A 23929-nucleotide genomic window follows, 5' to 3' on the forward strand; every position below is an offset into this window, starting at 1 on the left:
TCAGTGCGTGTACGGCCGCAGCTTTTCCAGGTTCGGGTTCAGCTCGACGCCGAAGCCCGGGGTCTCGGGTACCTTGAGTTTGCCGTTCACGGGGACGGGCTCACCAAGCAGCATCGGGGAAAACATGGGAACCACTTCCTCGGCCGTCGGGTGCATCATGAGGAACTCCGCGAACGGGCTGTTGGTCCGGGTGACCACGAAATGGTAGGAGTACACGGACGAGCCGTGGGGAACCACCAGTGCGCCGTTGGCGTCGGCCATCGCCGAAATCTTCGTGAGTTCGGTGATACCGCCGCACCAGCCCACATCGGGCTGGATGATGTCGGCGCAGTCCATGTCCAGGAGCAGCTTGAAGCCCCAGCGCGTCGCTTCGTGCTCGCCGGTGGTCACCAGCATCTTGGGCGGGACCTGCTTTTTGAGCTTGGCGTATCCCCAGTAGTCATCCGGAGGAAGAGCCTCTTCAATCCACTTGAGGTTGTATTCCGCGGCTCCGTGGGCCAGCCGGGTAGCGTAGTCGAGGTCCAGCGACATCCAGCAATCGAGCATCAGCCAGAAGTCGTCGCCAACCTTCTCGCGCATGTCCCGGATCATTTCCAGGTTCTTCCGGAGGCCTTCCTCGCCTTCGGCCGGCCCGTGGTGCAGGGGCATCTTGCCGCCGATGAACCCGAGCTTCTTGGCGATGTCGGGCCGTGCTCCCGTGGCATACATCGTGAGCTCATCGCGGACGGGCCCGCCCAGAAGAGCGTAAACGGGCTCCTGCCTAATCTTGCCCAGCAGGTCGTACAGCGCCAGGTCCACGGCGCTGATGGCATTGAGCACCACGCCCTTGCGGCCGTAGAAGAGCGTGGAGCGGTACATCTGGTCCCAGATCTTCTCTATGTCGGTGACGCGTGCGCCCTCGACGAAACGGGCCAGATGCTTCTCCACGATGTAGGCGCCCAGTTCGCCGGCCGTGGTGACGGCGAAACCCACCGTGCCGTCGTCGGCCTCTACCTCCACCACCAAGGTGCCCAGGACGTTAAGGCCGAAGCTCTGACGGGACTGCCGGTATTCGGGGTAGACGGACATGGGTGTGGCGATGTGGTCGTCAATCCAGTGCCCGGCGTCCTGGTCGTGGTAGTCGGCTCCGCCGCCGCGGAGGGTGTAGGCGCGGACGTGGCGGATACGGTTTTCGATGCTCAATTGCTGTTCCTTGCTGAGTCGAGGCGGACCAATATTTTGCCGGCGGTGCCGTCTGCTGAAGCGAGACCGGCGAATGCTGCGTCGGCGTCTTCCATGGAAACTTCACGGCTGATGAGTTCGCTCAGGACGGGCGAGCCCTGGTCCACCCAGGCGGCGGCGTCGCGGAAGTCCTGGTTGTTGTAGCAGAAGCTGCCCACGATTTCCCGCTCCTCGGTGGAGACGCGGTAGGCGTTGAAGGCAAGCTCGGGCGATCCCATGCCCACCAGCGAGACCACGCCGCCGAACTTGGTGGCTTCGAGGGCACCGGCAATGGTGGGTTTGATGCCGACCGCGTCCACGGTGGTGTCAGCCAGTGTCCCAAATGCTGCCCGGACCTGTTGATCCAAGGGAGCGGCAGCGGGATCAAGGGCTGTCGCGCCCAGGCGTTCGCACAGGGCACGGCGGGCCGGATCCATTTCTGACACGAGGACCTGGCGGGCGCCCTCCTGAAGGGCGGCAAGGATGACCGACTGGCCGATTGGGCCGCCTCCGATCACCAGGACCTTGTGTCCGCTGCCGATCCGCGCCCGGCGGACGGCGTGGAAGGCAACGGCCAGGGGTTCAATCAGCGCACCATAGACAATGGGCGTCTCCGTGGAGAGTGGCACCACGTTGCCGGCCGGGACCACCACCTGCTCGGCAAAGGCGGACACGATGGCAGGGTTCACGCCAATCACCGTCCGCTCGGGGCAGTGCTGCTGCTGCCCTGCGCTACACGCATCGCAGTCGTTGCAGCTGATGAGCGGGTTGAACGTTACCGGCTGGCCAACGGCAAGACCATGCCCGCCGGTGCCGGGCCCAAGCGCGGCGATGTGCCCCACCGTCTCGTGCCCCATGACCTGGCCCGGGATGCGTCGGCCGTTCTCGCCGGTGTAGCCATGAATGTCTGATCCGCAGATGCCTGTGGCGACGACGTCGATAACCACTTCGCCTGGGCCGGCGGCCGGTTCGTCGCGGTCTGCAACCACAAGCTGGTGGAATTCTTTGAGTTCAAGGACGCGCATCAGTGCACTTTCTCAGGGGTGGGTTGGGCCAGCGGGTTTGTGTCCACGATCTTGCTGATTCGGTGGCTGTTGTAGAGAAGGACGGCACCGAGCAGAGCCGTTGCGGCCAGCAGGAAGAGTCCGGCGTTCGGGCCGAAGGAGGACTCAGCCCAGGTCTTGGCGATGGGTGCCACGAATCCGCCGAGGCTGCCGATGGAGTTGATCAAGGCGATGCCGCCGGCAGCGGCTGCTCCCACGAGCATTCCGGTGGGCAGTGTCCAGAACACCGGCTGCACGCTGATGAATCCGGCGGCGCCCAGCGAGAGTGCCGCGAGTCCCAGCACGGGGTTGTCGGTGAGGGCGGAGGCGCAGATGCCGACTGCTGCGGCGGTGAGTGAAGCGGCGGCCACGAGGCGGCGCTTTCCGGTCCGGTCCGCGAGGCGGCTGAGCAGGAAGGTGGCCAGCATGGCGAATCCCCATGGAACTGCTGTCATGAGGCCGACGCCGAGTCCCACCTTGCTGCCTACCAGCTCTGCGATCTGGGTGGGCAGGTAGAACGTGACACCGTAGACACTCATCTGGATGGTGAAGTAGATGACGCAGAAGTACAAAACTTTGGGGTTGGTAAGGGCCCTTAGCGCGCCCTTCGGGGAGTGGTCCGACTTCACGCCGTCCTCAACGTCCATTGCCGCGATCAGGGTGGTCCGGTCGCTTTCACTGAGCCACTTGGCATCGGCCGGGCCGTTGTCCAGGTAGGAGAAAGCCCAAATTCCAACGGCGATGGTCAGGGCGCCGGTAACAAGGAACATGAGCTGCCAGCCTTGGAGTCCGCCAAGGCCGTCGAGATCCAAGAGCATACCTGAGAGTGGCCCGCCGAAGATGAAGGCCAGGGGTGCGCCGAAGTAGAAGAGCCCGTTGACGCTGCCGCGGAACTGGCTGGGGATCCAGTAGGTCAGGTAGAGGATGACGCCGGGGAAGAACCCTGCCTCCGTGATTCCGAGCAGGACCCGGAGGAGGTAGAAGGACCATTCGTTGTGGGCGAACATCATGAGCGCCGAGACGATGCCCCAGCTGATCATGATGCGCGCCAGCCAGATCTTGGCACCGAGCCGGCGCATCAGGATGTTGCTGGGGACTTCCAACGCGGCGTAGCCCAGGAAGAAGATGCCGGCACCCAGTGCGTAGGCAGCATCCGACAGCCCGGTGTCAGCCTGGTAGGCAGCCTTCGCGAAGCCGAGGTTGGCACGGTCAAGGAACGCCAGGATGTACATCAGCAGCAGGACTGGAATCAGCCGCCGTGTAACTCGTCGGACGATTGGGGCCAGCGCCTCGCTGGTGGGAGCCAGTACGTGATTGGACAAAGCAACTCCTCATTGAGTTCATGAGCATGAATTGGAGTTCAAGAATGTGAACAGGACGAGTATGGCACAGGTCACGTGCTGCAGCAACCATTACGCGATGGGCGCGGCGGTAAAGGCTTAATGAAGCGGATTAGGACGTTTTTTGCAGCGCTGGCGGCAGCGCTATCCCTGGCTCCCGGACCCCAAGGAGGGCGCGGATCTCCTGCGCCGCTCCCGCTAGTGGACGCAGAATGCTTCCAGGCCATTCTTCATCCGTCCGGGCTGTCGGCATGGTGACCGACAGCGCAGCGTTCATTCCTCCGCCCGCCTCGCTGGTTAGCGGAACGGCCACGCACCGGCATCCGTCGAGGTATTCCTCGTCATCCAGTGCGAATCCGGTGGCCTTCGCCTGTGCAACCAGTTCCGCCAGGGCTTTGACATCGGTGACGGTTTTCGACGTCAGGCGAGGCAACGCCACCGAACTGAGCCGCTGCAGCGCATCGTCGGGTTCGAGCATGCTCAGCAGTGCCTTGCCGATTCCGGTGGCATGGGCCAAGAGGCGCATTCCGACGGAGGAGCCGAGCCTCATTCCGCTGGGTGCCTGGCTGATCGCGATGTACACGTTCTCCACCCCGTCCAGGAGCGCCAGTTGGACAGTCTCCCCAAGCGAACTGGAAAGCCGGTCCATGACAGGCTTAGCAACGTTGGCCAGGGTCTGGTGCCCCGTGTAGAGCTGCCCCACCTGCCAGGCCCTCAGTCCGAGCGAATACTGCCGGTTCGCTGCGTTGTGGTCCAGCCAGCCCGCAGAACATAGAGTGTTCAGCAGTCCGTGGGCGCTGGATCGAGGCAGACGAAGGGCTTCAAGGATCTCGGTGAAACTCGCAGACCCTTTGCCGGCAACGAATTCCACCACGGCCAGGGCCCGGTCGGCCGACTTCACTGTCGGGTTGGTCCGGTCTTCGTTCATGTCTGCTCCCAAGTTGATGCAGAACCCGCCGATGTCTTGCAAGGAACGGGTCCGTTCACATATATGAATAGTAGGCCCGGTGCCGGGTGGGAGCGAAGCGCCGTCAACCAACCCGGCGCGGGGCCGCACAAGCGCTCAGTCGACGGCGGCACCTGCGCCGAGTGCCGCCGTCGTGCTTTCAGAGAATGACGGCAGCCTTCCAGCAAGTGCGGCGCGAAGTCCGAGATTGGCCCTCCATGGCCAAGCAGGGCCCCGGGCGGGTGCCAGAGCAGCCTCAGCCAGGTGGGGCCCAGCCCTGGTCAGCGAGCGCCTGGACTAGCGCTGGAATGTGGCGCCAGGTGAGGCGCCCCCGCATGTTTCCGCGCAGTCGCATCAAGGGCTTCCAGCACCCGCGCGTTGTTTGCCGCGTCGGCGAGGTCATAGCGGAGCGGCATGCCGTTCAGCACGCTGTCGGCGAAGTGTTCGCCCATCCGCACGAAGTGGTTCGCACCCCTGATCCGGTGCAAGACGGTGTCCTGCCCAAAGTGGTGCTCCTCCAGGACCGAGTCCTCCTCCAGGAGCCCGAACGGATTGTCAAGGTAGAGCCGTCCCTCGGTGCCGGTGATTTCCAGAAAGTTGCGGCGCTCGAGGTTCACCCCGGTATCAAACAGCACGGTGGCACTGCCGGGAAAACGGAGCATGCCGGCGATGCTGGTGTCGATCTGGCCTCCGTCGTTGGCGTCGCGGTAGTTGCCGAAGGCCGCGATGTCCGTTGGCTCCTGCGCCGTGACCATCCGGCTCACGTTGATGCAGTAGCAGCCCGTGTCGAACAGCGCCCCGCCGCCGAGCCCGCTGTGCCAGCGGATGTTGTCTCCACCGCCCGCGTCGAAGGAGTGGCCGACGTGGACAAAGGTCAGCGTTCCCACCGCGTCGGCCGCGAGCAGCTCCTGCAGCTTCTCGAACCGCGGGTGGAACCGGTACATGAAGCCTTCCAGGACCTTGAGCCCGGTTTCCTCGGCCCTGCGCGCAATCTCCTCGCACTCGGCGGCGCTCATGGCCAAGGGCTTTTCGCACAGGACGTGTTTGCCGGCGTCCAGGGAGCTCAGGATCCACTCGAGGTGCAGTGCGTTGGGCAGCGGAATGTATACGGCGTCGATGTCCGGTGACGCGAGCAGCGCCTCGTAGGAGCCGAACGCCTGCGGGATGCCGTGCTTGTCGGCGTACTCCCTCGCCTTGCCCTCGGTACGGGATGCGATACCCACCACCTCACCGTTTGTGGTTGCCTGCAACGCCGGGATGGTCTTGCGGACGATGCGGGCAGTGCCCAGGACGCCCCAACGCAACTTCTCGCTCACTGAACTCTCCTTCTGCGCGACGTACCCCCTAATCTAGGCGCCCTAAGCCCTTATCCTTAGCAGCGACAGTCCCGCGCGGTCGACGTTCTACAAGCTGGAACAGGAATGCAAAGACAGCTCCCAGTGTTGCCGGAATTTCCAAGAGCAGTGCGCGGAAAGTCAACTTTTCGGAAGACCCTCGCTCTATTGTTGTGATCCAAGCCACCTACAGGGACTGAGGTTATGGACAACAAAGCTGATCTACTTCTGATCAACGGCGTAATCGACACACTGCACCAGGAACATCCGCGCGTCGCGTCACTCGCCGTGAAGGCCGGGAAAGTGCACTCGCTCGGTTCGTCTGCTGAAGCTGCTGCCGGTCCCGGCACCACGATCATTGACCTGGAGGGCGCCTATGTCATGCCAGGGCTGCTGGACGTCCACAACCACCACATGCTGGCAGGGCAAATGGATTTGTTCGAGCTCAACGAGGCGCCCACCAAATCGCTCGATAATCTCCTCACCGCCGTCGAGGAGTACGCAAAGAGGCTGGGCCCGGACGAGTGGGTTATCGGCGGAAGCTGGGGCTCCGGCCTCCTGGCCGAACTCGATTCCGTGGAGGCGCTGGCCCGCTTTGATGCCGCGACGGGCGGGCGGCCCGCCGTCCTCAAAGACGACAGCAAGCACAACAGGTGGGCCAACTCCCGCGCCATGGAACTGGCCGGAATCGACGAGCGCACCGCCGACCCTGACGGCGGTCACATCATGCGGGACAGTTCAGGGCGTGCCACCGGCGTCCTGATCGAGGCCGGGGGCGTGCTGGTGGAACAGACGGTGGCGCGGCTGCAGCCCCTCTCCACCCAGGACCTGGCCCGGGCCGCAGCTCGGGGTATCGAAATTCTCCACTCCTACGGCATCACCGGATTCCAGGACGCCGCAGCATCCCTCCAGCTACTGCAGGCACTGAAAGAACTGGACGACTCCGGTCAACTGCATGCCTGGGTGGTTACCTCCATGCAAGCCAATGACTTTATCTTCGGCACCACTCCCCTCGGAGAGGGCATCATCGCCCACAGGGAGGAGCTGCGCTCAGAACACCACCGGCCGGATTTCATCAAGATCTTCCTTGACGGCGTGCCACCGGCGGGAACCGCAGCGTTCATCGAACCGTACCTGTCCGGCGTCGGATTCCCGGAGTGCCACTGCGGAGGTACCACCATGCCCGCAGAGGAACTCGAGCACTGGCTTATGGGCACGGCCGAACGTGGCATCTCCGCGAAGATTCACTGCACGGGCGACGCCTCGGTCCGCCTCGTGCTGGATACCGTCGCCAAGGTCCGTGCAGCCGGACACACAACACCGAAGTACCACATCGCCCACGGCCAGTTTGTCCACGAACAGGACATTCCGCGCTTTGCCGAGCTCGACGTCACTGCTGATATCTCACCGTCGTTGTGGTTCCCGGGTGTCATCTCCGAGGCCATCGCCACAGTGCTGCCCGCGGAACGGGCATCGAAAATGCAGCCCAACCGCTCCCTGCTTGACGCGGGCGCCCGCATCGCCGGCGGATCGGACTGGCCGGTCAGCGTGTCACCCAACGCGTGGGAAGGAATCTACGGCCTCGTCACCCGCCAGGATCCCACGGGACAATTCCCCGGCACCCTTTGGCCCGAGCAGGCCATCTCCCTGGCTGAAGCCATCAGGATTTACACCACCAATTCCGCAGAAGCGCTGGGCTTGGACGATGTCACCGGCTCTTTGGCCCCGGGAAAGTCCGCAGACTTCATCGTCCTGAGTGCTAACCCGTCCGGGATCGACGTGGAAGATATCCCGCGCATCAAAACCCGTCAGACCTGGTTCGCGGGCCGCAAAGTGTTCGACGCAGAATCCTCGGAACATGCCGCGTGCACCGCCGAAGGACACTCCGCGCAACGCGCTTGACCTGATGCGCTACGCCCCTGGGACTTACAGGTCCGCAGGCGTTCTCCCCTTTTTACCGCCGACGGCGGCCCTAATTTTTACCGCCGACGGCGGCCCTGGCCGCTTCGTCCTGCCCGAAAGACATACACCATGACAATCACCGCAACAGCCACCCCGGCAACCAGCGCCTCGGATAAGGGGACGTATGCGTATATCGCCGTTTTCAGTGCGGTCCTCTATACCGTCCTGCTGATTGCCCCCGTCATCGCGGGCAAACTGGTGGAGCAATTTGCCCTGACACCGGTCCAGGTGGGGACGCTCTTCTCGTTGGAGCTGGGAGCCTTCAGTTTGGCCACTGTGCCGGCCTATCTATGGCTCCGCCGCATCAACCTGAGAACAGCGAGCTACATCTTTACCGCCGTCGTCATTGCAGGCAACGTCGTCTCAGGATTTGTGGACGATTTTGGCCTCTTGATGATCGCCCGGGTGGTGACCAGCCTCGCGGCTGGCTCCATCACCGTGATCATCCTGACCCTCAGCGGCAAGACCGCGAACCCCAGCCGCGCGTTCGGAATATTCGTCGTTTTCCAGTTGGCCATGGGAGCACTGATTCTGGCCGTCTTCCCGTCATTGTTCGCGGCAGCAGGGGTTGCAGCGATCTACTGGACTCTTGCCGGGCTCGCCGTGCTGTGCCTGCTTGTAGTCAACCGGATCGACGGGGAAGCGCTGCGAACCGCGGCCCCAGTTGCTGCTGGGGCAGCGAAACGGGTCCCTGTCCTCAAGGCAGCAGCGGGAATGGCGGCGGTGCTCCTTTTCTACATTGCGCTCAGCGGTGTCTGGTCATTCATAGCCCAGATCTCCGCAGGCTCCGGAATCGACCTTTCCGCCAGCAGCCTTATTCTTTCCCTGGCTACTGTCGCCGGGATCCTGTCGGCCCTCGTTGCCACAGCCCTTGGAGAGACGCCGCGCCGGAAGCTCTATCTGGTTGCCGGTTACGTAGGCATGGCTGTCAGTATCGCGTTGCTCTTCGGTTCACCGGCCCTGATCCGCTTCGCCATCGCCGCCGTGATCTTCAAGTTCGCCTGGACCTTCATCCTGCCGTACCTGCTGTCCACGTTGTCCTCTCTTTCAAGCGGCGGGCACCTGATGAACACCACCAACCTGATGATCGGTACCGGATTCTCCATTGGCCCGATCGTCAGCGGAGCTTTGATCCAGTCGGGCGGAGGTTCATTCACGGGCATGCTCATCTTCGCCCTCGCGGGCGTCCTGGCGTCTTGCGCATTCGTGCTCGTCGCACAACGCCGCTAGCCGACTCCGGGCGGGCCCGCTTTAGGTGAACGAGCCCGCCCTGGCGAGTGCCGCCGTCGTGCCTCCCTTATCGGCGCCTTCAAAGAAACTCAGCAGCGTCTCCACCAGGTGCGGCGCGAAGTGGCCGTCGAGCGACAGCACCACGCGGCAGCGCGCGCCGGGCTGCTCCGGGTAGTCCTTGTACAGCCCGCGCAGGTCGCAGACAGTCTGTCCCCGTCCGGGACCGGTGGTGGTGTCGACGTCGACATGCACCACCGGCGCAACCGCAGTGCTGACGCCGCCCACCGCGAGTGCCGCGGCGAGGGGGTCGTGCATGGCGGAGCAGGCGCGGCCGAACAGGCCCTTGTAGAACCGGAAGTAGTAGCCGAGCATCTCCCCCAGCGCCCGCGGCACAGGACTCGAAGAGGCCAGCAGCTCCTGCCGGTGGCTTTCCTCCAGGACGTTTGCCATGGTCACGTCCAGCGGCACAAGGGTGATGTTCCAGTCAGCGGCCAGCACCAGGGCGGCAGCCTCGGGGTCGTTGAAGATGTTGGCCTCGGCCACCGGGCTGATGTTGCCGGGGGCCAGGGCAGCACCGCCCATGATGGTGATTTCGTCCACCAGCGAAGGGAGCGCAGGTTCCAGCCGGAGGGCCTCGGCGATATTGGTCAGCGGGCCGATGGCGAGCACCCGCAGCGTGCCGGGGTGTTCGTGGGCGAGCCGGACCAGCATCTCCGCCGCGCTTTCCCGTGCCAGCGAAACGGAGGCCGGATCCAGCGAGACTTCCCCGATCCCGTTCTCGCCGTGCACCCACGGCGCCCCGCCGCCGAAGGAAGCGGCGAGCGGGTCATGCGCGCCGAGGGCGACGGGGATGTGCGCGTGGCCGGCGAGCTCGAGCAGGTCCAGGGTGTTGCGGGCGCCGACGGCGGCACTGACGTTGCCGCTGACGGTGCCGATCCCCCGCACGTCGGCCTGCGGGGAGGCGAGCAGGTAGGCCAGGGCGAGGGCGTCGTCGATGCCGGTGTCGCAGTCGAGGTAGAACGGGTGGCTGGTGGGCGTGGTCATGGTTCTCTTTTCAGGTGGTGCTGGATGAGGATTTAGACGGACTCGCCCTTGGGGGCGGCGACGAAGAGGCTGACGATGAATGCGGCCGCCGTGATGGCCACGGAGATCCAGAGGGCCGTGGCGTAGCCGGCGGAGGTGGCCTGGGCGGCGAACGGTGCGACGAGCACGACGCCGAGGCTCGCGCCGATGCCGAAGGAGGCGCCGTTGATGCCGGGCAGGGCCGCGGGGGCTTCCGTGGGCGAGAGCAGGACGGAGAGTCCGTTGATGGCGGTGAGGAAGAAGCCGTTGTAGAAGATGCCGAGGGCGATGGCGATCAGGACGGCGAGCTGGTTGTCGGAGAAGACGGCCGCGGCGATGGCGCAGGCGAGGCTGAGCCCGGTGCCGATGCGGAGGGTCTTGATCCAGCCGCGTCGGTCGGCGAGCCAGCCGGCGAGGGGTGCGGCGAAGACGCCGATCAGCGCGGCCGGGGTCAGGAACAGCAGGGCGGACAGGGAGGCGCTGAGTCCGAAGCCGTTCGTGGTGTCCTGGCTGAGCAGCACCACGGTGAAGTTGATGATGGCGAAGATGCCGGCGAGGGTCAGGACGGTGGTGGCGATGACGGGCCAGACCTGGCGGGAGCGCAGGTGGTGAACGGCGATGAGCGGGTGGCTGCGCTTCTTCTCGATCATCCAGAAGGCGGCGAAGGACGCAGCGGTGCCGGCGAGCAGGCCCAACGTGCTCGGGGCGGTCCAGCCGGCGGCCGAGCCAGCGGAGACGAAGTAGGTGATGAAGACCAGGAACACCGAGAGGGATCCGGCGCCCCACCAGTCCATGGCGCCGCGCACGCCCTGGGGGCGTCCGGCCGGGACGGTCTTGAGAATGCAGGCGGCGGCGATGGCGGTCAGGACGAGGACGACGACGAAAATGGACCGGAAGCCGAGGGTTTCGGCCATGAGGCCGCCGACGTAGCCATCCACGCCGCCCACTCCCCCGTTGATGGCGGCGATGATGCCCACGGAGGTGCCGAAGACGCGGGCGTTCAGGTTTTCGCTGAGGACGATGTAGGCCAGGGCGAAGACCGCGCTGGAGACGCCCTGCAGGAACCGGCCGGCGATGAGCAGCGGCAGGGTGGGCGCGGCGATGCAGAGCAGGGTGCCGGCGCCCATGATCGCCAGGACCAAAACCAGGAGCAGCGCGGTGCGGCGGCCGATGAAGTCGCTCCAGCGCCCGATGACCGGGCCGGCGATCGCGCCGGCGAGGAAGAACATGGACTGCACGGGGGGGGGCCTCGGCGCCCAGGCCGAAGGAGGCCGCGATCTGCGGCAGCGCCGGGGTGACCATGCTGGCGTTGAGCTGGAAGGACAGCACGCCGAGCAGCAGGCTGGAGATCAGCAGGGCGGCGCGGCGGCCGCCGAGTTTGGTTTGGTCTTGGCGTGTTTGGTTTTCGACGGCGGGTGGCGGCGAGGTGGCGGCGGTGGCTGGGGTGTTCACATCAAACTCCTTTGTTCTGCAGGCGGGTCCTGCTCTTGGGATGTAAGTTGTTATACAACCATGTATGACCAACAAGTACAACCATGCCGTACACTATTTCCTAATTCAGCCGCCCCTGGCTCGACCTGATAGGACTTCCTCATGAGCAATCGACTTCCTGCCGTCACCGTCGTCGGCAGCATCAACCTGGACATCATCGCCACCGCGGACCGGCTTCCCACCGCCGGGGAAACCGTCGGCGGCGGCGTGCTGCAGCAGCAGCCGGGCGGCAAAGGCGCCAACCAGGCCGTGGCCGCCGCCCGGCTCGGCGGGAGTGCGCGGATGATCGGTGCGGTGGGCAACGACGCGCAGGGCCGCCTGATGCTGGAGTCTCTTGCCGGTGCCGGCGTGGACACGTCGGACGTGGCAGTGCTCGACGGCGATGCGACCGGCACCGCACTGATCGTGGTGGACTGCGACGGCGAGAACCAGATCGTGGTGTGCCCGGGGGCCAACGCCGGTTTTTCACTGGAGGGCGTGGAATTCGCGCCGGACGAGACGGTGCTATGCCAGCTCGAGGTCGGCCTTCCTGTGGTGCTGGAAGCTGCCCGGAAGTCCTCCGGGTTCTTCGTGCTGAACGCGGCGCCGGCCATGGACCTGCCGGCGGCGCTTCTCGAGCGGTGCGACCTGGTGATCGTCAACGAGACTGAATACGAGCTGATCCCCGCCCTGGCCGACGCGAAACTGGTGGCGGTGACGTACGGGAAGGACGGCTCGGCCATGTTTGAACATGGCCGGAAGCTGGCCGAGGCACCTGCTGCTGCCGCGACCGTGGCGAACACGATCGGTGCCGGCGATGCGTTCTGTGCGGCGCTAGTGTTGGCGCTTCGAACCGGGCTGGACTACTCCCAGGCGCTGGCGCTGGCTAATGCTGTTGGGGCGGATGCGGTGGGCGATCCTTCGTCGCAGCCGGCGCTGGGGCCGCTGGCTGAATACGTTGGGCGGGTTGCCGGGGCGGACGTCTCCCGGCAGTGAGTCTGATGTTCCGGCCGGCAGGTCCGGCGGATTACGACGAGTTCCAGCGGGTGAAAGCCCCAGCGTCGTTCTGCAGCTCGTACTGCCGCGAAAAGTACCGGTCGGTCAGCGCACGGTATCCACTTAGTTCTGTTCGGCGTACTCAACCTGCGGATTCCGGCTGAGGGCGTCGAGCTGCAGCTCGCTGGAACGACGACGGCAGAACTGCATCCCGCCGTCGTCTTCCCTCCGTACTGGGAACGGCCGCCGCAGGAGCGGCTGGCTGCTCCGCCTACGGATGCACGAGGACCTTCACTGCCGTGTCCTTATGGTTGATCAGGGTGTCGAAGCCCTGCTCCACCAGGTTCTCCAGCCGATCCTGCCCGTGATGAACGGCTTGAGGTCCACCTTGCCCTTCTGCACCATCTTGACGACGGCGGGATGGTCCCGGACGTTGGCGATGGTGCCGCGCAGGTCAATCTCCTTGAGCACCAGCTTCTGCATGTCCACGCTGGCTGGGGCACCCCAGATGGCCACGTTCACTGGCTCTTCACGGTTCGTGGGGAAATGAATCCCTGGAATGAGCGTCATGCCGCCGTCCGGACGGCACTTCTCAAGAGAATAACCGATTTGTAGTTGGCTGGGTTGCGGTAGCCGCGGGCAGTGCGCTTGATGTTCTTGATAGCGGTGTTGTTCGCCTCGACCTTGCCGGTCGTCGCGCCGGTAATGATCAGCACCTCGATCGCTTTCCACCACCTGCAAACAGTGCGGTAGAGCCTGTTTGCCTCTGGCCGTGCAGCTGCCTTGACCAGCTTCTCGAGTTCGGCTTGCGCTGCCGCGGCGTCCTCCAGGGAGCCCGTGCGCAGCAGCGCCCTGAGCTGTTCCTTGACCTTCCAGACGGCGTGGAGAGTGCCGGTGGGATGGTCGGCGGTGAATACTTCTTCCAGCCTGTGGGCTGCCTTCTGGGTGAGTGTGTCGCCGGCGCCTAGGAGGAGCATCCGGTGGGCCCAGGCTTTGTCAACGGCCCTGCCTCGGCGGCCCTTGACCTGTTGGGAGAGGTTCTGCCGCGTCTCGGTCATGGCCTGGTTCGCCAGCGAGATCAGGTGGAAGTGGTCCACTGCGACAGCGGTGCGGGGAAGCCACATCCTCAATGCTTTGCGGAAAGCGGCGGAGGGTCGATCGCCACGACTTGCACGGCCAGACGCCAATGCAGGGGGCGGGCGAACAGCCAGTCTCCGACGCCGTTGTGGTCACGGCCGTCAACGACGCCCAGGACCTGGCCGGTGTCCAGATCCACGATCGTTGTCATCCATGGTTCGAACCGTGTCCAAGCCTTCGTGGCCGAGTCCTGGAAATAGCGCACTGACCTGAACCGGTGCTCATCGATGCCCAGCATCCGCGGACTGAGCTTGTCCACGTCGGGCAGCCGCAGCAGGCAGGCTTCATTCAGTGCCGCCCGAAGCATCCACCAGGACACGGCGAAGCCCGCAGCTGTTTCCGATACGGCCCGGCCCGAGCGGATGACCGCATCCACGAACTTGGTTCCGGAGCCTGCCGGTGGAGCGGGCGCGGCGTGGGACCTGTGGCGTGGATTCAAAGAACGACAGCCTGTCGCAGGCTGGTTCTTCGCAGTACCAGCGGTACTTGGACCAGAGCACATCCACCGTCCCGGCGACCGGAATATCGCGAAGCCGTTGGAAGCGTCGTTCCTTGCCTCGGGATGCGATGACCCCGCAGCTCGGGCAGCCCGGCAGCTGGTCGGTTTCGATGATGACCTGCCGCCGGCCAGCTGTGACGGTGGTGGAGATGACTCGGTAGTCGGGGAGGTTGAAGAGGATGTTGGCAGCGTCGGCTGCCACCCCGGTAGGCTCGTTCAAGGCTCGTGGTCCTGTTCCAGGTTGAATGCTTAGACACACTCATCCCAGCGAGGCCACGGGCCCCTTTGTCGGCCCTTCGCAGATGAGCGTGGTCGGGGCCTCTGACGCCGAGGATGGGAGTGTGTCTTGGTGCCGCTGCGGCGTGGTGCGGGAGGAGAGAGGTCAGGGCCTCTTTGAATTGGTAGCGACCAAGCTTCCAAATAAAAAAGAGACCCTGATATGCCCAATGCTACTTCCTGCCCGGGCGGTCGTTGGTGCGAGCGGGCCGACGCGCTTCTTGGTGTCGAAGGTATCCACGTCTGCTCTGTCACCGCGGCCGGGAGCGGCCTGGTTCTGCACGTCGAGACAGCCGAAACTGTCAGCGGCTGTCCGGACTGTGGCGTCGTCGCGATCGGGCACGGCCGCCGGCAGGTCCGGCTTCATGACACGCCGTGTTTCGGCCGTCCGGTGCGGCTGCTGTGGGCCAAACGGGTCTGGCGCTGCCCGGACCCTGACTGCCCGAGAACCACATTCACCGAAGAGCACGAGTTGGCCGGCCCCCGGGCAAAACTCACTGCCAGGGCCGTGACGTGGGCGACCGACGGCCTGCAGCGTTTCGACACCTCGGTCTCCGCCCTGGCGCACCAGCTCGGCGTCTCCTGGCACACCGCCTGGGACGCCATCAAGGCCGAGGCCGCCCGGCGGATCGCCACGGCAGGCCGGCTAACAGGAGTGGACGCGCTTGGCGTCGATGAGCATGTCTGGTCCCACACCGGCCCGCCCGGCACTGGCATGGTCACCGGGATCGTGGACCACACCCGCGACGCCCAAGGTGTGGTGCACGCCAGGCTGCTGGACCTCGTCCCGGGTCGGTCCGGGAAGGCCTATGCCGACTGGCTCAAAGACCGCGGGGAGGAATTCACGGCAGGCATCAAAACCGCCGCCTTGGATCCGTTCCGCGGCTACGCGAACGCAATCCGCGACGAACTGCCAGAAGCCATCACCGTCCTGGATGCTTTCCACGTGGTGAAACTCGGCTCGGCCATGGTCGATGAGGTCCGCCGCCGGGTCCAGCAGGACACCCTCGGGCACCGCGGCCGCAAGGGCGACCCGCTCTTCGGCATCCGCCGGACCCTGCAGATCGGGGCCGAACACCTCACCGATAAACAAGCCGCCCGGCTCGACGCCAAGCTCGCCCTCGGGGACCCGGACCACGAAGTCACCCTGGCCTGGCAGTGCTACCAGAAGCTCCGCCACATCTACCACGCCCCTCCGGCCCGGGGCAGGGAACTTGTCAACGAGGTGATCTCCTCGTTCCCGACCTGCCCGATCCCGGAAGTCGGCCGCCTCGGCAGGACACTCAAACAATGGAAGGCCGCGATCCTGGCCTACTTCGATACCTTCGGCGCCTCCAACGGCCCCACCGAAGCGGTCAACGGCGTCATCGAAACCACCCGCCGCATCGCACGCGGCTTTCGGAACTTCACCAACTACAGACTCAGATGCCTACTCGCCGCCGGCGGCCACCGACCCTATCGGAGGAACACCCTCAACCATGCCTAAATGCGAAGGGCCCCTTTGTCTTCAACGACACGAACTCAATTCCCCACCAACCACGAAGAGCCCGTTCACCACCACTCCCCCGGGCCGGACGGCGTCGAGCATGGTGTCCAGCACCGCATTCACGCCGGCGAAACTCGAACGCCACGTCCGCCCCGGCGCCGCCGGTCAGCTCTAGCACACGCGCCGGGACGTCCTCCTTGCTGGGGTCCAGCACATGGTCCGCAACCCCGCTGGACGTGGCCTTCTCCCTTGCGGGCCTGGGTCAGTTCGCTGACGATGGTGGTCACCCATGCCCTTCAGGACTGCGGCGGTCAGCAGCCTGATGGGACCGGACCCGCCCACCAGAGCCGTGTCGCCCGCCTTCACGCCGCTGCCCTCCACGATCTTCTCGCTCAGGCCCCTGCCGCCGCCGGAGAGCCCGATGAATTCCATCTGCCGGCACAGGTGGAAGCGCCGGGCCGGCTGGCCGGCACCTACGGTGGGGCTAGGATGCTGGGCGCCCACCCGGAGGCGTCGCTGCGGCAGCGCACCGGCGAGGCGCTCGAGCAAAAGCTCGCCGTCCCCGGTGGGCCGCGTCTGAGACCCGGTCCGAGGAGAACATCCTGATTGACGTAGGCTCCACGGTGGTGCCCTGCCCCACGAACTGCGCTGCTTCGAAAAGCTGTCCATGACCACGCTGAGAATCAACACTGTGCAAAAGCTGGCGGAGTCGGAGTGCATCGAGGTTGACTATATTGGCCGCCAGCTCGGGAGCGTTCCGCAGAGTTATGTGTGCCGATGGCTGAGCGACGCTGGAGCTGATGAGCTTCGACAGGTGTACGCGCTTACGGCTGCCAGGGCTGCCCTTATATATCATGGACTTCATCGAGATTCGGCCAACGCCAGTTCAGCGTTTGGGCAGTTGGCTTTGGTGAGGACCCTGATGAGGCAGGTGTGTCCCGGGCCACTTGCAGGAACTCCGGGGATGCGCTCACACAAGCCGCGGGGAGCCCAAATCAACGTTGAGGAAGCAGCTTCATCAGATCGACCAGAATACGCAGAAAGACGGCCCGCGTTTGCGCTTGCGTTGGATGCTTCTCAGCAGCGCTGCGGGGCGAAAGCTGCTCTGGCCTGACGAACTCTGGCTTCATCTGTCCCAGCGGTCCAGTACCTGTGATTTTCCCGACTCGTCGGCTTCGAAAGTCCGATGAGGGGAGTTTTCCTGTCCGATCAGGCGCTTTCGCGCCAGCGAACGAGGCGGCCCACTGGCTCCTGGACTTCTTTGTCGTTGGCACCTGCGACAATGAATACTCCGGATTTACGCTCCACTGCGGTTGACTTATGTCTCGCGGGAGCGAAAGCAGCAACGTGTTAGGGAGCTTGTGTGTTAAGTGATAATCGTCTGCCCGTAGTGAGCTTATTCTCGGGCGCTGGCGGTCTTGATCACGCCGTTGAGCGAGCGGCCGACGCCCCCCTTCAAGCCGCTGCCGTAGAGCCACAACCAGTTCGGATCGCCGTTGCCACTGATTACGAAGAATCGGCTCTGGCAACGCTTCGGGCCAACATGCCTGGGACAGCGACAGTTTGCGCGGACATCCGAGCCACAAGCACCAACGAGCTACTCCGAGAGGGCGGTTTGTCCATCGGAGACCCTGTACTCGTTATTGGAGGCCCCCCCTGTACACCGTTCAGCAAATCCGGTTTTTGGATCAAGGAGAAGCGAGAGAGTCGCGACCCCAACGCGTCGCTGCTCGATGAGTATGTGCGCGTCGTACGTGAATCAAGGCCAGAGGCGTTCATCTTGGAAAACGTCCAAGGGCTAACCTACAAAACGCACCGTGCACAGCTGGACCGACTGCTCGCCGCAATGACAGAGCTTGGGTACAACCCGCAGTGGAAGGTTCTTCTAGCAGGTGATTATGGCGTTCCCCAGCTTAGGCGCCGGGTCTTCATTGTCGGGAGGCGTGACGGCAAGGCCTTCCATTTTCCTGAGCCAACGCACTCAGGGTGGAGTGAACGTGACCGAAAAATGGATCACACAAAAATCCCCTACGTCACGGCCCGCGAGGCCCTCCTAGGTCTCCCTCCGGTCGCGGAGGCAGAGGAAATAGTTGAGGGGGAATTCGCGGATCTTGCTGCCCAGGTACCACCCGGACAGAATTATCTTTGGCACACCGACCGTTACGGGGGACAGAATGCCTTCGAATGGCGGAGCAGGTACTGGACTTTCCTATTGCGGCTTGACCCCGATCGCCCATCATCAACAATACAAGCGCAGCCTGGACCGTGGGTCGGCCCTTTTCACTGGGAAAACGTCAGGAATTCGGCGGGCGAGCTGAGGGCGAGGAGGCTTCGACTGCCAGAGATGAAGCGTCTTATGTCCTTTCCCGATTCGTTCAAGATTGTAGGTTCTCGTGCCGATGCCCAGCGGCAGCTGGGCAATGCTGTTCCTGTTGAGTTGGGTAAAGTTGTGGCTCGTGCACTTCTCACCCAACTGGGACATTTAGAAGTATGCACTTCCGAAATCTATTCGCCACCCGAACAGTTGGCATTCAGCATGTCCCTTTAATTGCGATTGCTTTTTAGGAGTACAAATTGGGAATTAGGATCGACACACGTGAGGCTACTGCTGTGTTGGCGGCTGCAGTCGCGAGAGCGCAGTCCGGTGAATCACTTCCCCTGAGGTGGCTAGACACGGCGGCTCAGACATACGCAATGGCTTCAAAAACCTACGCTGCTGCCCTGGGTACCGCGCTTCTGGCTAGGTCAGTGGACCCGCGCGTAGATCCACTTTCAATAAAAGCCGAGTATTCCGACTACACCTATAGTCTAAGAACGTTGGGACACGCGGTGCTCGTCCCCGGTGCCCAGAAATACGGGTTTTCGATCCGCGCGAAGGGACGCGAGCCGCTTAATAATCAGCCATTCTTTCGATACGACCACATGTCCCTCATCGACCGAGTCAGAAACCCCGGTCAACATCAGGAATTCCTTATGCAGCTATCCCAGTTGAGCGAGGTGGACACTGGAGAAGCTCGAAACGCCCTGGCGTCATATGTTCGAGTCGCATTTGCGTACCAAGACAGTCTACCCTCGTACTCCCCGCCTAACGACAGCATGAACATGAATCAGGTCTTCGCCATAACTGATGAGTACCTACATTCGAATGTTGTCGACAGGCCGAAACGCCTTCAGGCCTTAGTTGCTGCGGCCATGGACGTGGCCCATAACGACGTTGGTACACGAAAGATAAATGACCCATCTCGAGACTTTCCAGGTGATATTCAAGTCTACGACAATGACTTTCCGGTCCTTGCGATAGAAGTTCGTGGTAAACGCGTTCCGGCTGGAGAAGTTTTAGCATTCGCGGAGGCTTGCCGTCATGCAGACATTTGGGCTGCAGCGGTCGTAGTTGATTGGAGAGGTCATACCCCACTGAATATTTCCGCGCTGCGGGAACAAGCATTCAATGAAACAGGCGTCATCGTCTCCGTCTTTGAGAGCTTTAAGCAACTACTTCATCTGATTTTTGGCTGGCCAGTCAGCCAGCGCGGAGCAAACATCGAAAAGTTCATCGCTCAAAGCTTCCGAAGACTAGAAGAAATCGAAGCCTCTCCTGACTCTATGCGGGAATGGGCGCATCTCTGGTCAACCGCAAGTGACCGTATATAGACATTCGTAGCCTTGGGTGTTGTACCCTCGAGTTCAAGTATCTGGGTATGGAGCACGCGCACTTATCAGTGCGCCAGATAGGTAAGTCTGGCATCCTGCCAGCCAAAGTGTCTCGTTTTCGCGGTCGCCACTTGGGTGCAGCAATCACACTTCGCTAGTCTGCAGGGGTGTATCCAAAACGCTTTGAATTACATTGCCTATTCCCTGCGGCAAAGACCGGACGAATGGAACTAATCGGGGACGATCCACAACAGTATGTCCAGTATTTTCGCTGATTTCTCGATAAGCGCTCTCCTCAACATGATGAGGTACTGCGAGAAAACATTTCGGACTAGATGTCTCGGACATGATTCTCTTCCACATTTCAGGCTTCGGTTCGGCCAACTTGCTTTGCCAAGTGTCGCTGCTCCCACAGGTTGCTTGACCGAGCAGCGTCCAACGTCCGGAACGACCGTCGCCCCAATCTAAACAAGCGACCACATCTACCCCACCATCATTCGCGTGGCGCCGGCGGACGGCAGCGTTAGCGTTCATCTTGATATTGAGTGCTGCACCCAGGGCATCAATCGTCCGTTCGAAATTCATTGAATTAGCCCTCGAAAGTGCCCCTACGTTGCCCACGGCGAGGCCAAGACCAGCCAAAGAATCGGCAACGACGTCTTCAAAAGTCTGTTCCACATTCATAGCTGCATCAATCTTGTAGGCATGAGCCATGGTGATACTCAGCAGCGCGACATAGGATGAATTATGGAGATCATAACCATCGATGAGCTTAATGTGCGAGTTGGACAGCTCAAAAGGGTACGAGCTGCCAAGAATCTGCTTTCTCTCGCGGATACACGCGATGGCGCCATCAGAAAAAGTAACAGCCTCATCTTCAGGATCTTCGTCCGGGGTTACTAATATCTGCTGCTTAAGGTTCCACCTATCGCTGACCATGTCAGCCAGTTGAGCAAAAGTGCATCTTTTACCTCTAAGCGCTAGGACTTCCAGATAGTCGGCGAGATACGACGACCGGATCAGGCCTCCGTAGCGGTCGATATCAGCTTCAATCATTATCGTCGTCTTCGAGCCTGCCTTTAATAGTGGCACTAAGAGTCCGAGCCGCACTTACCAGTGCAGCGGCAACCGCTTCTGTATCGGAGTTGATTTCATAGCTGTCTATGTCCTGCGTGATGGCCTCGATGGACCTAGTGATCGTGCGGAGACGTTCTGTTACCGCGCCTCTTTCGACAATCTGGCGAGCGACGGCTAGGTCGCCAAATTTCATCAAACTGGCTAATGCTCGCTCATTGGAAATCACTTTGCCATAAATAGTGACATCACGAGAATCCCAGAGAACGGGCTTCGTACCGGAATCGGCAGGAGTTAAGTCGGTAATAACCTGCCTTAGCCCGAGAGGATTAAGAGTTTTGGATACAGTCCGTACTTCATCTACCGTACTGACTGCATCTAAACCAATATATCGGCGGACCTCAGGGCTATTGAGAAGTCGATTCCAAACGCCAAAGCGCTCGCGAATGATGTAGCGACTATCAATTCCAAGCTCGCGCGCTTCACGAAGAACCTTTAGCGCAAGGTACTGCCCCCTAACGGCTGGGACCGTGCTACCGACTCTCCTAGCAACATCGCGAAATGCATCATTGGATCCTTCTTCAACAGCATGCTCTATTTCTGCTTCAAGGTACCGCGCCTTAGACTCAGGGCTCCATGTTTTCAGACCACCAATATGGCGAAAACCCAGGAACTTGCGCACTTCTTGTCGATCGGAAACAACGAAACATGGGACGGTGCGGAGCCGATCGAGCTGCACTTGATTCGGTAGCGACAGGAAGTCGAAGGTGAGGTTGGCTGCCTGCGCGGAAGGAAGTTGAAGCAGGATCGTAAGCGCCGCGAGCCTTCTGTTACCTTCGACGACGGTGTAATTCCCCGCATCATCCTGGGAAAGAACAACCAGTGGTTCATGCTCAAAGAACCCATTTTCAAGCATCGATCGAGCAAGTTCGTCCAGAACTTCCTCTTCGTTGAGCCAAGTAAGCAGCTCTTCCTGAGAGTGCCCTAAGAGTTCCTCCGGAAGCCTTGGGTTCTGAGGGTCTAGGGCGAGGAACTCGACAGCAACACGCTGTAGTTGTTGACTCTCCCCGATACCTTGATTTTGACCTCTAGCCCTGGGAATCACGCAGTTCTCCTGCTTTCACGCTCGGCAAGGTCCGACCCAGGAATCGACGCCAGGTATTTCGCAGTTCCTAGTTGCACCAGCACGTGGGTAAATGGGACTGGGTGCGCAGTTCTAGTCCTGAGTTCACTCGCTGCGAGACAACCTGACATTTTTCTGATCCTTTTGTTTGCCACAAGCAAATTCTTGCGGACTAGCGGTTTTACGTCCAACTCGGCAACTATTGATGATCCCGTATGTCTCCCGGCTCTAAAGACGACGCCAACTGACTGCTCAGGCAAGCTTTACGGCTTACTAGCAAGCTAGGAACCTTGACACCTAAAGGACCTCGCATTGGCAACATCACTCTAGGCCAACTGGTTGTCCCGTAGGACAGGCACGACACTTAAACCATGACTGCAGTAACGTCAAGGCTATTAGGGTGAAGCGTATGGATGGTGCCATGAGCTGGCAAGTGCCGGAGAGCGTCCGCCAACACAGAGTCAAGTCTCTCCGTCTCCTCCTTGTGGACTTTCACTAGCCGAAGGTAGTCGTAGATCGCCTCCGCTATTCTCTTTGCAAGAGGGACGGGGACAGCATTCCCAATTTGCTTGGCTATTTCGGTCTTGGATCCGCACCATCGAAAGTCGTCAGGAAAGCCCTGCAGCTTGGCAGCCTCAAGGTGTGTAATTGGGCGGTTCTCTACCGGGTGAAGGTAGCGGCCCTTCTCCGGTTTGAAGAATTCGGTCCGAATAGTGACAGAGGGAAACCCATACCGCAGCCGGCCCATGACATCGCCCGTCCCTGAATCGTGCTGGTCCCACGACCGAGTAGACAAGTATTCAAGCGTCGCATTTTGGATGAGAGTCTTGTTTCTAATTTTCACCTGATATAAGGCACTCCGGCTTCGCGCGCCGGAGGCTATTACCTCTTGCTGAGACCAAACAGAAAGCGTCCTGGTCGTCGTTTCACCGTTGGCGACTACCTTGTAAGCGCCAAGCACGTCGAGCTTGCCTGTGCTGTCTCGGGTATCCCCCACCTTTTCAAGAATGACTTCTCTACCGTCGTCGAAACGACACAGGTACCTACCTCGCAGATTCTTGCGATTACCCCCTGTTGGAATTGCCTTATAGCGTGCAAGAGAAACCGGCTCTGGGCGCCTAGTGAAATGGAGTTCAGTGGTGACGAAGGGCCCCGCAATGTTGGCGGTTATGCCGTCAATAGTCTTTTTCCGCCCGCCGGGAAGTTCTGTCGTTGCTAGCGGCAATGTAGCAGTTCTTGCGAACACATCGTCTACCGTCCGCCAAGACTCCCTCTTATTGGTACCGTCAGATTGAGTTCGTTGCGTTTTGCGCATTTGGTTAGTACGAGAATGAGAAGGCTCCGGATACGTCATAAGACCAACAGGAAGGCCCGCATCCGTTCTTATGCCAATAACGATGGATCGCCGGCGTGCCTGGCTCGCGCCATAGTCAGCGGCATTCAATAAGTAGCGCCGGGCACGCTCTGACTCGGTATCATTCTCGTTGGCCCCTGGGGGGGCGACAAGCTGATAATTAGCAAGATCACCGTTTCCGATACGTTCTTGCAGATCACTGAATTCGACTGAACGAACAAACCTGTCAACATTTTCGATAACGAAGAGCTGGGGCTGGACGGCAATAACGACACGTATAAACTCTTGCCAGAGCTTATTGCGGTCTGCGCGCACCTTATGGCGATTTAGGCCGGAGAATCCTTGGCAAGGGGGGCCACCGACTACGACGTCAATATCGCCAGGCCTCCATTTGGGCTCCCAATCGGTAATGTCACCACAGAAGATCTCAGGCGGATCAAAATAGCGCTGGCGGCCCGACTCGGCTCCAAAGTTCATCGCGTAGGAGGCCGCTGCTGCTGGTTCCCATTCAACGGCGCCAATGCTACGGAAGACGGGTCTAGTACCATCCTTCGGACGAAACTGATGGAAGCCTTCGGAGAGCCCTCCGCATCCGGAGAACAAGTCGAGGACCGTAATGGGCGCCTCATCCGTGTTCTCTACTGCCATTCATACATCCTAACTTGCAGGCCCCTCTCTAACGGTCATCTCCGGGCTGTCGAGATGAGAGTACATTCCGGACTACGTCGCGGACCTGTCGGCGACGT

18 protein-coding genes and 3 pseudogenes are annotated in these 23929 nt (G+C 61.7%); 6 read left to right on the forward strand and 15 right to left on the reverse strand.

Annotated elements, in window-relative coordinates:
- The 5 genes from rhmD to M1E01_RS14645 form a co-directional block, all read right to left on the reverse strand.
- Positions 1–1182: an L-rhamnonate dehydratase gene (rhmD, locus tag M1E01_RS14625; protein ID WP_457972287.1), complete on the reverse strand. Its 1182-nt coding sequence runs from the start codon at positions 1180–1182 to the stop codon at positions 1–3.
- Positions 1179–2225, reverse strand: a complete 1047-nt coding sequence (locus tag M1E01_RS14630) for a zinc-dependent alcohol dehydrogenase (RefSeq protein ID WP_457972288.1) — start codon at positions 2223–2225, stop codon at positions 1179–1181. The genes rhmD and M1E01_RS14630 overlap by 4 nt, the downstream gene beginning before the upstream one ends.
- Positions 2225–3565, reverse strand: a complete 1341-nt coding sequence (locus M1E01_RS14635; protein ID WP_457972289.1) for an MFS transporter — start codon at positions 3563–3565, stop codon at positions 2225–2227. Before M1E01_RS14635 ends, M1E01_RS14630 begins: the two co-directional genes overlap by 1 nt.
- A gap of 130 nt (positions 3566–3695) precedes the next feature.
- Positions 3696–4511 (reverse strand): IclR family transcriptional regulator, encoded by an 816-nt coding sequence (locus tag M1E01_RS14640; RefSeq protein ID WP_457972290.1) that lies wholly within the window; start codon positions 4509–4511, stop codon positions 3696–3698.
- A 299-nt stretch (positions 4512–4810) separates the two neighbouring features.
- A complete protein-coding gene (locus tag M1E01_RS14645; protein ID WP_457972291.1) occupies positions 4811–5845 on the reverse strand; it encodes a Gfo/Idh/MocA family protein in 1035 nt (344 codons plus the stop codon).
- A gap of 222 nt (positions 5846–6067) precedes the next feature.
- On the opposite strand from M1E01_RS14645, the gene M1E01_RS14650 reads away from it, so the two are divergent.
- Together M1E01_RS14650 and M1E01_RS14655 are read left to right on the forward strand one after the other, a co-directional pair.
- Positions 6068–7765, forward strand: coding sequence for an amidohydrolase (locus M1E01_RS14650; RefSeq protein ID WP_457972292.1), 1698 nt, complete (start codon positions 6068–6070; stop codon positions 7763–7765).
- Between the two features lie 129 nt (positions 7766–7894).
- Positions 7895–9055 (forward strand): MFS transporter, encoded by a 1161-nt coding sequence (locus M1E01_RS14655; RefSeq protein WP_457972293.1) that lies wholly within the window; start codon positions 7895–7897, stop codon positions 9053–9055.
- 21 nt (positions 9056–9076) lie between these two features.
- Here M1E01_RS14655 and M1E01_RS14660 read toward each other — a convergent pair whose 3' ends face one another.
- Both M1E01_RS14660 and M1E01_RS14665 read right to left on the reverse strand, forming a co-directional pair.
- Positions 9077–10099: a nucleoside hydrolase gene (locus M1E01_RS14660; RefSeq protein ID WP_457972294.1), complete on the reverse strand. Its 1023-nt coding sequence runs from the start codon at positions 10097–10099 to the stop codon at positions 9077–9079.
- Between the two features lie 32 nt (positions 10100–10131).
- Positions 10132–11569 (reverse strand): annotated as a pseudogene (locus M1E01_RS14665) (MFS transporter).
- Positions 11570–11710: 141 nt separating this feature from the next.
- On the opposite strand from M1E01_RS14665, the gene M1E01_RS14670 reads away from it, so the two are divergent.
- Positions 11711–12583 (forward strand): ribokinase, encoded by an 873-nt coding sequence (locus M1E01_RS14670; RefSeq protein ID WP_457972295.1) that lies wholly within the window; start codon positions 11711–11713, stop codon positions 12581–12583.
- Positions 12584–12854: 271 nt separating this feature from the next.
- Here the strand turns inward: M1E01_RS14670 and M1E01_RS14675 are convergent.
- The 4 genes and pseudogenes from M1E01_RS14675 to M1E01_RS14690 all read right to left on the reverse strand — a co-directional run.
- Positions 12855–13105, reverse strand: a pseudogene (locus M1E01_RS14675) (2,3-butanediol dehydrogenase); the annotation flags it as partial.
- Positions 13106–13149: 44 nt separating this feature from the next.
- Positions 13150–13707 (reverse strand): ISL3 family transposase, encoded by a 558-nt coding sequence (locus M1E01_RS14680; protein WP_457972296.1) that lies wholly within the window; start codon positions 13705–13707, stop codon positions 13150–13152.
- 2 nt (positions 13708–13709) lie between these two features.
- Positions 13710–13979 (reverse strand): hypothetical protein, encoded by a 270-nt coding sequence (locus tag M1E01_RS14685; protein WP_457972297.1) that lies wholly within the window; start codon positions 13977–13979, stop codon positions 13710–13712.
- Between the two features lie 25 nt (positions 13980–14004).
- A complete protein-coding gene (locus tag M1E01_RS14690; RefSeq protein WP_457972298.1) occupies positions 14005–14439 on the reverse strand; it encodes a transposase family protein in 435 nt (144 codons plus the stop codon).
- Positions 14440–14658: 219 nt separating this feature from the next.
- Here M1E01_RS14690 and M1E01_RS14695 point away from each other — a divergent pair, with 219 nt between their 5' ends.
- Positions 14659–15981 carry an ISL3 family transposase gene (locus tag M1E01_RS14695; RefSeq protein ID WP_457972299.1) on the forward strand — a complete coding sequence of 441 codons (1323 nt, stop codon included), beginning with the start codon at positions 14659–14661 and terminating at the stop codon, positions 15979–15981.
- Between the two features lie 63 nt (positions 15982–16044).
- Here the strand turns inward: M1E01_RS14695 and M1E01_RS14700 are convergent.
- A pseudogene (locus tag M1E01_RS14700) lies at positions 16045–16440 on the reverse strand (zinc-binding dehydrogenase); the annotation flags it as partial.
- Positions 16441–17371: 931 nt separating this feature from the next.
- Between M1E01_RS14700 and M1E01_RS14705 the strand changes: the two are divergent.
- Both M1E01_RS14705 and M1E01_RS14710 read left to right on the forward strand, forming a co-directional pair.
- Positions 17372–18529: a DNA cytosine methyltransferase gene (locus M1E01_RS14705; RefSeq protein ID WP_457972300.1), complete on the forward strand. Its 1158-nt coding sequence runs from the start codon at positions 17372–17374 to the stop codon at positions 18527–18529.
- 26 nt (positions 18530–18555) lie between these two features.
- Complete coding sequence (locus M1E01_RS14710) at positions 18556–19632, forward strand: restriction endonuclease, SacI family (protein WP_457972301.1); 1077 nt, start codon at positions 18556–18558, stop codon at positions 19630–19632.
- A 144-nt stretch (positions 19633–19776) separates the two neighbouring features.
- Here the strand turns inward: M1E01_RS14710 and M1E01_RS14715 are convergent, their stop codons facing one another.
- The 3 genes from M1E01_RS14715 to M1E01_RS14725 form a co-directional block, all read right to left on the reverse strand.
- Positions 19777–20688, reverse strand: coding sequence for a hypothetical protein (locus M1E01_RS14715; RefSeq protein WP_457972302.1), 912 nt, complete (start codon positions 20686–20688; stop codon positions 19777–19779).
- A complete protein-coding gene (locus M1E01_RS14720; protein WP_457972303.1) occupies positions 20681–21811 on the reverse strand; it encodes a hypothetical protein in 1131 nt (376 codons plus the stop codon). The genes M1E01_RS14715 and M1E01_RS14720 overlap by 8 nt, the downstream gene beginning before the upstream one ends.
- Positions 21812–22193: 382 nt before the next feature.
- Complete coding sequence (locus M1E01_RS14725; protein ID WP_457972304.1) at positions 22194–23831, reverse strand: DNA cytosine methyltransferase; 1638 nt, start codon at positions 23829–23831, stop codon at positions 22194–22196.
- Between the last annotated feature and the right edge of the window lie 98 nt (positions 23832–23929).

The organism is Arthrobacter sp. D1-17, from assembly GCF_054130535.1.

Excerpts from the sequence above, each read along its gene's own strand:
- M1E01_RS14630 (WP_457972288.1), bottom strand. The coding sequence starts at position 2,225 with ATGCGCGTCCTTGAACTCAAAGAATTCCACCAGCTTGTGGTTGCAGAC.
- M1E01_RS14640 (WP_457972290.1), bottom strand. The coding sequence starts at position 4,511 with ATGAACGAAGACCGGACCAACCCGACAGTGAAGTCGGCCGACCGGGCC.
- M1E01_RS14650 (WP_457972292.1), top strand. The coding sequence starts at position 6,068 with ATGGACAACAAAGCTGATCTACTTCTGATCAACGGCGTAATCGACACA.
- M1E01_RS14655 (WP_457972293.1), top strand. The coding sequence starts at position 7,895 with ATGACAATCACCGCAACAGCCACCCCGGCAACCAGCGCCTCGGATAAG.
- M1E01_RS14660 (WP_457972294.1), bottom strand. The coding sequence starts at position 10,099 with ATGACCACGCCCACCAGCCACCCGTTCTACCTCGACTGCGACACCGGC.
- M1E01_RS14670 (WP_457972295.1), top strand. The coding sequence starts at position 11,711 with ATGAGCAATCGACTTCCTGCCGTCACCGTCGTCGGCAGCATCAACCTG.
- M1E01_RS14680 (WP_457972296.1), bottom strand. The coding sequence starts at position 13,707 with ATGTGGCTTCCCCGCACCGCTGTCGCAGTGGACCACTTCCACCTGATC.
- M1E01_RS14695 (WP_457972299.1), top strand. The coding sequence starts at position 14,659 with ATGCCCAATGCTACTTCCTGCCCGGGCGGTCGTTGGTGCGAGCGGGCC.
- M1E01_RS14715 (WP_457972302.1), bottom strand. The coding sequence starts at position 20,688 with ATGATTGAAGCTGATATCGACCGCTACGGAGGCCTGATCCGGTCGTCG.
- M1E01_RS14725 (WP_457972304.1), bottom strand. The coding sequence starts at position 23,831 with ATGGCAGTAGAGAACACGGATGAGGCGCCCATTACGGTCCTCGACTTG.